The 9,470-nt window shown below is 42.4% G+C and carries 7 protein-coding genes; all 7 read left to right on the top strand.

What is annotated here, in order from left to right; genetic code table 11:
* The first annotated feature begins 196 nt into the window (after nt 1-196).
* Nucleotides 197-880, top strand: a complete 684-nt coding sequence (locus I1A59_RS04885) for a Crp/Fnr family transcriptional regulator (protein ID WP_196091689.1) — start codon at nt 197-199, stop codon at nt 878-880.
* A 225-nt stretch (nt 881-1,105) separates the two neighbouring features.
* The gene (arcA, locus tag I1A59_RS04880) at nt 1,106-2,344 is read left to right on the top strand and encodes an arginine deiminase (protein WP_196091688.1); all 1,239 of its coding nucleotides are present in this window, start codon (nt 1,106-1,108) and stop codon (nt 2,342-2,344) included.
* A gap of 19 nt (nt 2,345-2,363) precedes the next feature.
* Entirely contained in the window at nt 2,364-3,377 is a 1,014-nt protein-coding gene (gene argF, locus I1A59_RS04875) for an ornithine carbamoyltransferase (protein WP_196091687.1), read from the top strand.
* Between the two features lie 464 nt (nt 3,378-3,841).
* Nucleotides 3,842-4,789 (top strand): carbamate kinase, encoded by a 948-nt coding sequence (gene arcC / locus I1A59_RS04870; RefSeq protein ID WP_196091686.1) that lies wholly within the window; start codon nt 3,842-3,844, stop codon nt 4,787-4,789.
* A 275-nt stretch (nt 4,790-5,064) separates the two neighbouring features.
* Nucleotides 5,065-6,567 carry a YfcC family protein gene (locus I1A59_RS04865; RefSeq protein WP_196091685.1) on the top strand — a complete coding sequence of 501 codons (1,503 nt, stop codon included), beginning with the start codon at nt 5,065-5,067 and terminating at the stop codon, nt 6,565-6,567.
* A 300-nt stretch (nt 6,568-6,867) separates the two neighbouring features.
* Nucleotides 6,868-8,208 carry a dipeptidase gene (locus tag I1A59_RS04860; protein ID WP_196091684.1) on the top strand — a complete coding sequence of 447 codons (1,341 nt, stop codon included), beginning with the start codon at nt 6,868-6,870 and terminating at the stop codon, nt 8,206-8,208.
* A 74-nt stretch (nt 8,209-8,282) separates the two neighbouring features.
* Nucleotides 8,283-9,401 carry an aminotransferase gene (locus I1A59_RS04855; RefSeq protein WP_196091683.1) on the top strand — a complete coding sequence of 373 codons (1,119 nt, stop codon included), beginning with the start codon at nt 8,283-8,285 and terminating at the stop codon, nt 9,399-9,401.
* Nucleotides 9,402-9,470: the final 69 nt, after the last annotated feature.

Here is a 9,470-nt window from a genome sequence, read left to right as displayed (position 1 = left end):
GGTTGGAGGTAAAATGAAGGGCTGGGTAACAGACTTTGTAATGAAGACTGAGCAACAAGGAGGATAAGAAACAACCATGAGTCCTTTCCATAACTCTATTGTTCTGGGAAACATTGCAATAGTCAAGTATTTATACAATTATTGTTCAAACTGGGTTTTAATAACCCTCTAAACTTATATTACGAGGAGGTAGCCAATGATTTCCAAGATAGACTATGATTACCTGCGCTCTTTAGATGATTTTCGCTTGTTTCCGGCTGTTGAGTTTGATCAGTTGGCCAGACAGATCAAGTTAAGACAGGCTGGAAAAGGACAGCGCCTTTTCTTTGAAGGAGATGCAAGAGAGCACCTCTTTTTAGTGCGTTCGGGCTATTTCAAGATTGAGATGGCAGATCAATCAGGATCCTTCTATTACATGGATTTTATCCAGCATGGAACTATTTTTCCTTATGGAGGTCTATTTACGGATGAAGCCTATCACTTTTCAGCCTTGGCTATGACAGATGTTGTTTATTATGAGCTGCCCGTTCAGCTCTATGAGGAGTTTTCTCTAGGCAATACAGAGCAAATGAAGCACTTGTTTGAGAAAATATCCAAGCTCTTGGAACTCCATGAACTGCGGGTGCGTAATACAGTCACCTCGAATGCTAAGGATCGGGTTATTCAATCCTTGGGAATTCTCTTTTTGGAGATGTTGGAGTCAGATGAGTGTACGCTTCCCTTTAAGTTGACCACCCATGAATTAGCCGATATGAGCGGAACAACCCGAGAGACAGTCAGCCGTGTGCTGAAGGAACTAAAGGAAGACCAGAAAATTCAAGTTACAGGTAAGCAGGTTTCTTACCTGGATCGTAACTATTTTTATCAATATACAAAATAAGGGGGTGGTTGTCCACCCCCTTATAATAATGTCAAAATTCATAACTATTCATGGATTATCTTTAAATGAAAAAAGATACAACTTTTACCACTAGTAGTGGAGTAATATACTTTTCACCCCAAAAAAGTGTGATGAAATATACATTTCTATTGTCGATTTTATCCAAAAAACCACTCTATAATCGCTTACAATGGAATTACCAAAACAAAGAAAAGAGGTACGCATATGGCCCAAGAACAACCTATTAAGGTTTTTTCAGAAATTGGTCGTCTGAAAAAAGTAATGCTTCATAGGCCGGGCAAGGAATTGGAAAACCTCATGCCGGACTACTTGGAACGCATGTTGTTTGATGATATTCCTTTCTTGGAAGAAGCGCAGCGGGAGCACGATGCATTTGCCCAAAAATTACGGGATGAAGGAGTCGAAGTTCTCTATTTGGAACAACTGGCGGCAGAGTCCCTTGTAAATGAGGAAGTTCGTCAAGCTTTCATCGATGAGTATATCGAAGAAGCGAATATTCGTGGACGTGCTACTAAGAAAGCCGTTAAGGCTTTGTTGGATGCTATTGAAGATCCAAAAGAATTGATTGACAAGACCATGGCTGGAGTGCAAAAAGCAGAATTGCCAGAATTAAGTGCAGAAGAGCGTGGTTTAACTGACTTGGTTGAATCCGACTATCCATTCGCAGTTGATCCTATGCCGAACTTGTACTTTACTCGCGATCCATTCGCTACGATGGGACACGGGGTTTCTCTCAACCATATGTATGCGGAAACACGGAACCGTGAAACTCTGTATGGCAAGTACATCTTCCAACACCATCCAGTCTATGGTGGTAACAAAGTTCCGATGGTTTATTCACGGGACGAAACCACTCGTATCGAAGGTGGGGATGAGTTGGTCCTCTCTAAAGATGTCTTGGCAGTTGGAATCTCTCAACGGACAGATGCTGCCTCCATTGAAAAACTCTTGGTTAACATCTTTGAAAAAAACCTTGGCTTCAAGAAAGTTTTAGCCTTTGAATTTGCAAATAACCGTAAATTCATGCACTTAGATACTGTTTTCACCATGGTTGACTATGATAAATTCACCATTCACCCTGAAATTGAAGGGGACTTGAAAGTGTATGCTGTAACCTATGAAGATGGTCAGCTGCACATCGAACAAGAATTTGGTGAATTGGACAAGGTCTTGGCCGATGCTCTTGGTTTGGAATCCGTTGATTTGATTCGCTGTGGCGGTGATAGCTTAGTTGCAGCAGGTCGTGAACAATGGAACGATGGGTCTAACACCCTCACTGTTGCTCCAGGTGTCGTTGTTGTTTACAAACGGAACACCATTACCAATGCGATCTTGGAATCTAAAGGACTCCGTTTAATCAAGATTGGTGGAAGTGAATTGGTTCGTGGACGTGGTGGACCTCGTTGTATGTCCATGCCATTTGAACGGGAAGATTTAGCTTAAGGAAAAGAAAGGAAAAAACATGTCACAAGTATTTCAAAACCGTAGTTTTCTAGCAGAAAAAGATTTCTCTCGCGCTGAACTTGAATACCTTATTGATTTTTCAGCTCATTTGAAAGATTTGAAAAAACGTGGAATTCCACACCGCTACCTAGAAGGTAAAAATATTGCCCTCTTGTTCGAAAAAACTTCTACTCGTACTCGTGCAGCCTTCACAGTTGCAGCTGTAGACCTCGGTGCACATCCAGAATATCTTGGTGCCAATGACATCCAATTGGGTAAAAAAGAATCAACTGAAGATACTGCAAAAGTTCTTGGCCGTATGTTCGACGGAATCGAATTCCGTGGCTTTAGCCAAGAAATGGTAGAAGAATTAGCAGAACACTCAGGTGTACCGGTTTGGAATGGTCTGACAGATGCTTGGCACCCAACTCAAATGTTGGCAGACTATTTGACTGTAAAAGAAAACTTTGGTCGCCTAGAAGGTATCAATCTTGTATACTGTGGAGACGGGCGTAACAACGTTGCCAACTCCCTTTTGGTTACCGGTGCCATTTTAGGTGTAAATGTACGCATCTTTTCTCCAAAAGAACTATTCCCAGCTCCGGAAGTTGTGGAATTGGCAGAAGGATTCGCAAAAGAATCTGGTGCCAAAATCTTAGTCAGTGACAAGGCTGAAGAAGCTATCCCAGGTGCAGATGTACTCTACACTGACGTATGGGTGTCAATGGGTGAAGAAGACAAGTTCAAAGAACGTGTTGAATTGCTTCAACCATATCAAGTGAATTTGGACTTAGTAAAACTTGCAGGTAACGATGATTTGATCTTCTTGCACTGCTTGCCAGCTTTCCACGATACCAATACTGTTTATGGTAAAGATGTTGCGGAAAAATTTGGTGTAGAAGAAATGGAAGTAACAGATGAAGTCTTCCATAGCTCACACGCTCGTCACTTTGACCAAGCGGAAAACCGGATGCATACCATCAAAGCTGTTATGGCTGCAACCTTGGGAAATCTCTTTATTCCTAAAGTGTAACCCTTATACTCGAAATAGTTCGAAATCTGAAATGAATTTTAATCCAGGAATTGGATTAAAATTTATAGGTAATGAAGCAAGTATCGCTTGCAATCAATCCGATGAAGATAGTTCAACAGGTCTGGGAGACCTGTTGAATATTATCGCTAAAGCGTGCAAGACACGGAATCAAAGGGGTTCAGCGAAGAGGAGTAACAGATTCAGATTTTGAAATGTAATGAGTATTAGAGTCTTTTAGTTTACTTTTAGTACAAGGCAGCGAATCGTAGACAGCTCAAAATCTTGAGGGAGATTTTGAGCTTGCTGATAAAACTTTTGAAGAAAGTTTCAAATAAGTACGGCAAGACGAGCTAACACAGTAACAAAAGATAAACTAAAAGAGTATGATCCCATTTTTTGAGGGCGAGGCAGGCCTTAGCCTAGCCCTCTTTTTCCTATTATGTAAAAAAGAAGGAGAATCATTCATGGCAAACCGTAAAATTGTTGTCGCTTTAGGAGGAAATGCCATCCTTTCTTCAGATCCATCTGCAGCAGCTCAGAAAGCAGCTTTGGTGGAAACCGCCAAACATTTGGTGAAATTAATTAAGAATGGGGATGAGTTGATCATCACCCATGGAAATGGCCCCCAAGTTGGAAACTTGTTACTACAAAATTTGGCAGCGGATTCTGAAAAAAATCCTGCTTTCCCACTGGATTCCCTTGTAGCCATGACGGAAGGATCTATTGGCTTCTGGCTACAGAATGCTTTGGAAAATGAATTGACCAAAGAAGGAATTAACAAAGAAGTGGCTTCTGTCATTACCCAAGTTGTGGTGGACAAAGCAGATCCAGCCTTTGAAAATCTTTCCAAACCTATTGGTCCCTTCTACACAGAGGAAGAAGCAAAAGCTGAAGCGGCTAAAACCGGAGCAACCTTTAAAGAAGACTCTGGTCGTGGTTGGCGAAAAGTTGTCGCTTCTCCAAAGCCAGTTGGGATTAAAGAAATTGGGGCTATTCGCACTTTACTAGAAGCTGGTGGTGTTGTCATTGCTGCTGGTGGGGGTGGTGTTCCAGTCATTCAAGAAGAAGACGGTACTCTGACTGGTGTTGAAGCGGTTATTGATAAAGACTTTGCATCACAGACCTTGGCAGAGCTAGTGGATGCGGATCTCTTTATTGTTTTAACAGGTGTGGATTATGTGTTTGTGAACTTTAATAAACCAGATCAAGCTAAATTGGAGCAAGTAACCGTTGCTGAATTGGAACAGTATATCCAAGAAGAGCAGTTCGCTCCTGGTTCTATGTTGCCAAAAGTTGAGGCAGCTATTGCTTTTGTGAACAACAAGCCAGAATCTAAGGCAGTGATTACATCCTTGGAAAATTTGGGAGCTCTCATTGAATCGGATAGTGGTACGATTATTGTCAAAGGTTAAAGCCCTTGGAGGAGAGGTTTTCATAGATTGAAGCCCTCTGCTTGTAGTGTTTCATTAGAAAGAGTGACAAATAGATGAAAATGGAGAGTGATGGCGTCAAAGGATTTTGCTCTCCTTACATCTATTTCCTTGTCAAGTATCTATCTATAAGCAATGTTTTCAGGATAACGGCTACTGGAAGAGAATGTCATCTCTTGAAGATAGGTGGATATTTGGCTTGGTCATTCCGGATATGTTTTTCCTGGAAAAGAAAAATTGTATAGGAGGTTTTTGCAATGAGCGAAAATGAAAAAAGAGGCTTTAAATTGCCTTCATCATACACAATATTGATGCTCATTATTGCCCTTATGGCTGTGATGACATGGATTATTCCAGCTGGTCAGTATCAAGTAGATGATGCAGGGAATTTGGTGGCAGGTACCTATGAGAAGGTAGCGCAAAATCCGCAAGGGATTTATGATGTCTTTATGGCTCCGGTACGGGCCATGCTTGGTCATGGGGCGACAGATGCGGCGATTAGTGTAGCCTTCTTTATCATTATGGTTGGGGCGTTCCTTGGCGTGGTAAATGAAACAGGTGCGCTAGATGTTGGGATTGCATCAATTGTAAATCGTTTTAAGGGTCGAGAAAAATGGTTGATTTACGTGCTCATGCCTCTGTTTGCCCTAGGTGGTTCAACCTATGGAATGGGTGAGGAAACCATGGCTTTCTACCCACTCTTGATTCCGGTTATGATGGCAGTTGGTTTTGACAGCATTACTGGTGTTGCGATCATTTTACTGGGTTCTCAAATTGGGTGTTTGGCCTCTACCGTAAACCCATTTGCGACAGTTGTGGCTTCTGATGCTGCAGGTGTCAGTGTTGCGGATGGTATGATTTGGCGTTTAGTTTTCTTTGTAGTCACTCTCTTGATGGGGATCGTCTTCGTTGCTAATTACGCAGAAAAAGTGAAAAACGATCCAACCAAGTCCCTAGTTTACAAACAAAGGGAAGCGGATATGAAATACTTTAATGTTTCATCTACCCAAGAAGTGAATGCAGAATTGACTCCAGCACAGAAACGGGTATTGTGGGTCTTTGTCCTAACCTTTGTTCTCATGATTTGCAGCTTTATTCCATGGGAAGATTTGGGTGTAACAGTCTTTACTCAATTTAATGAATGGTTAATCGGCCTTCCAGTTATTGGCCAAGTGATTGGTTCTTCAACTGCGGCTTTGGGTACTTGGTACTTCCCAGAAGGAGCGATGCTCTTTGGGATCGCAGGAATTATCGTTGGTTTAGTCTACGGTATGAGTGAAGAACGTTTGGTGAAATCCTTTATGTTTGGTGCTGCAGATATCTTTAGTGTAGCCTTGATTTGTGCGATTGCGCGTGGTATTCAAGTAATCATGAACGACGGTATGATTACTGCTACAATTCTTCACATGGGTGAAGCAGGCTTGAAAGGTTTGTCTTCACAAGCATTCATCATCTTGACTTACCTTTTCTATCTACCAATGTCTTTCTTGATTCCATCAACCTCTGGCCTTGCAGGAGCTTCTATGGGGATCATGGCACCTCTTGGTGAGTTTGTAAATGTGCCAGCTAGCTTGGTAATTACAGCTTTCCAAGCTGCATCCGGTGTCTTGAACTTGGTGGCTCCAACTTCAGGTATTGTTATGGGGGCTTTGGCTCTCGGCCGTGTTGAAATTGGCACTTGGTATAAATTTGTTGGTAAGTTGGTAGCGGGAATCATGGTTGTTTCAATGGCAATCTTGGTTATTGCGACCTTCTTCTAGTTGAAATTCTGAGTCAAATTTTGTCTATTAGCAGACGAAATCCGGCTCAGTTTTTCCTTCTGTGTTAGAATAATGTTATACTTAACGAATTTCAAAATCAGAATACTCGCGGAAGATCAAAAAATGGCGAAGAAAGCCGATGACGGTAGTTCAACAGGTCAAAGGACCTGTTGAATATTATCAATTAAGCGTGCAAGGCACGCAATCAGTAAGTTCATCAAAGAGGCTTGACAAAGTCAGATGTTGAAATCCAATGAGTATTAGCGCTTATTTCTTTTTCGGATATTGAAGGAGGAGTCAATGATAACGAGTTTTATTCAACCATCACATCAAAAGGCGTGTATTCAAGCGATTCAGGAACTAGTTGCTTTCCCGTCTGTTTTACAGGAAAACCAAGCAGATACTCCATTTGGTCGTGCAATCCAGGATGTATTGGAATATACGTTGGACATGACGGAGCAAATGGGATTTAAGACTTATTTGGATCCTGAAGGTTACTATGGTTATGCTGAAATTGGGCAAGGGGAAGAACTGTTGGCTATTCTTTGTCATTTAGATGTTGTACCTGCTGGGGATCTGCGTCAATGGCAAACACCTCCTTTTGAAGCTGTGATACAGGGAGATCATATCATTGGGCGAGGAGTTCAGGATGATAAAGGTCCATCTATGGCGGCCTTATTTGCGGTAAAAGCCCTGCTAGATACAGGTGTTCAATTTAAGAAACGGGTTCGTTTCATTTTTGGGACGGATGAGGAGACCTTGTGGCGTTGCATGAGCCGCTATAACCAGTTGGAAGAAGTTGCGACAATGGGGTTTGCGCCCGACTCTTCTTTCCCTTTGACCTACGCGGAGAAAGGCTTATTGCAGGCTAAGTTGCTGGGTCCAGGTCATGCTTCTTTGAGTGTGGAAGCTGGAACAGCCTACAATGTCGTGCCTGCTAAGGCTAGTTACTCTGGACACTTGTTAGCGGGTGTTATTTCAGAATTAAATCAAGCAGGATTTGAGTATGAGACTCAGGAGGATCAAGTCACCGTCCTTGGAATTTCTCGGCATTCCAAAGATGCTGCAGAGGGGATCAATGCTATTGTTCGTCTAGCTAAGGCCCTAGAACGTTTTGAAAGCCACCCGACTCTAGATTTTATTGTGCATGCAATTGGAGAAGATGCCACTGGATTTAATCTATTTGGGAATATCTCTGATGAACCGTCAGGGACGTTGAGCTTCAACATTGCGGGTCTCAGTATTAATGCCAAGAAATCAGAAATCCGTTTAGATATTCGAATTCCTGTAACTGCGGATAAAGAGGCACTTGTGTCTACACTACAAGCCAAAGCGCAAGCCTGTGGTTTGATCTATGAAGAATACGATTACCTTCCTTCTTTGTATGTGCCACTCGACAGTCAGCTAGTATCAACGCTCATGTCTGTTTATCAAGCTAAGACAGGTGACTTGATCAGTCAACCGATTTCTTCTGGAGGAGCGACCTTTGCTCGGACGATGCCAAATTGTGTAGCTTTTGGGGCCTGCTTCCCAGGCACTGAGCAAACGGAACATCAGGAAAATGAACGCATGCCTTTAGAAGATCTCTACAAGACAATGGATATTTATGCTGAAGCCATTTACCGCCTCGCTGCGGAATAGTTTTCATTTTTTCAAGAAGTAGATTGCGGTAATCTACTTCTTTATTTTATAATGGAGAAAAAGGAGAAAAGCTGATGGACATTCAGGCATTTGGTGTCGAGGAGTGGTTAAACGTTTGGGAAAATGAAGCGGTCTATGATATTGCGGGTTCGTCTATTGCTTCGATGACCTTAGAAGAGATCCTAACGCTGGGATCGTCGGGAAAGGAAGAACTTCTAAACCAGGTATTGGTGAAAACGATGAATTACGGTTGGATTGAAGGGTCTCCGGGATTCAAGGAGCAGGTGGCCAAGCTCTATCAAAAGGCGAAACCGAATCAAATTCTCCAGACCAATGGAGCCACAGGAGCTAATTATTTGGCTCTCTATGCCTTAGTGAAGCCAGGAGACCACGTGATTTCCATGTATCCAACTTACCAGCAGCTAGTGGATATTCCACGTTCCTTTGGAGCTGAAGTAAGTCTTTGGCGAATTCAAGAAACCAATCAGTGGCTTCCATCTCTGGAGGAATTAAGAAATATCATTCGGCCAGATACCAAGCTTATTTGTATCAATAATGCCAATAATCCAACGGGGGGGATCATGGATCGAAACTATTTAGAAGAACTGGTGGAGATTGCGCGTGAGGTTGGAGCCTACATTCTATCGGATGAGGTCTATCAACCTTTGGAAGATGGGATTGACGTCCCCCCTATCTTTGATCTGTATGAGAAAGGCATCTCCACCAATAGTGTCTCGAAAACTTACTCTGTACCAGGAGTTCGTGTCGGCTGGATTATTGCCAATGACGAATTATCCGATTTATTCCGTAAGTACCGGGATTACACCATGATTTGTGCAGGTGTTTTTGATGATTTTATCGCTACACATGTGCTCAAACACAAAAAGGAAATTTTGGAACGAAATCGGCAGATTGTGGACCACAATTTGAAACTTGTTAAGGATTGGGTGGCTCAGGAGCCACGGGTTTCTTGGGTTCCGCCTCGACATGTCTCTACTTCTTTTATCAAGTTGGATGTTTCTGAGGAAACTGAGCGACTTTGTATCCGGCTATTGAAAGAGACAGGTGTCTTATTAGTACCGGGAAATCGATTTGATATGCCTGGCTATGCCCGTTTAGGTTATTGTACCCGAACTGAGATTTTGGAAAAGGGACTAGAAGCTCTTTCTGAGTTTTTGAGGCAGTATGATTAAGAGCGTTTTTTTGTGCTAGCCGTGTTTTTTAATCACTAGGGTTGGTAGAGTGAGTGAGGAGCGAATATC

Origin of the sequence: Streptococcus sp. NLN76 (assembly GCF_015686645.1) — a bacterium.
GTDB lineage: Bacteria > Bacillota > Bacilli > Lactobacillales > Streptococcaceae > Streptococcus.
The sequence above is the reverse complement of the archived record's forward strand: the minus strand, read 5'-3'. Positions and strand labels throughout refer to the sequence as shown.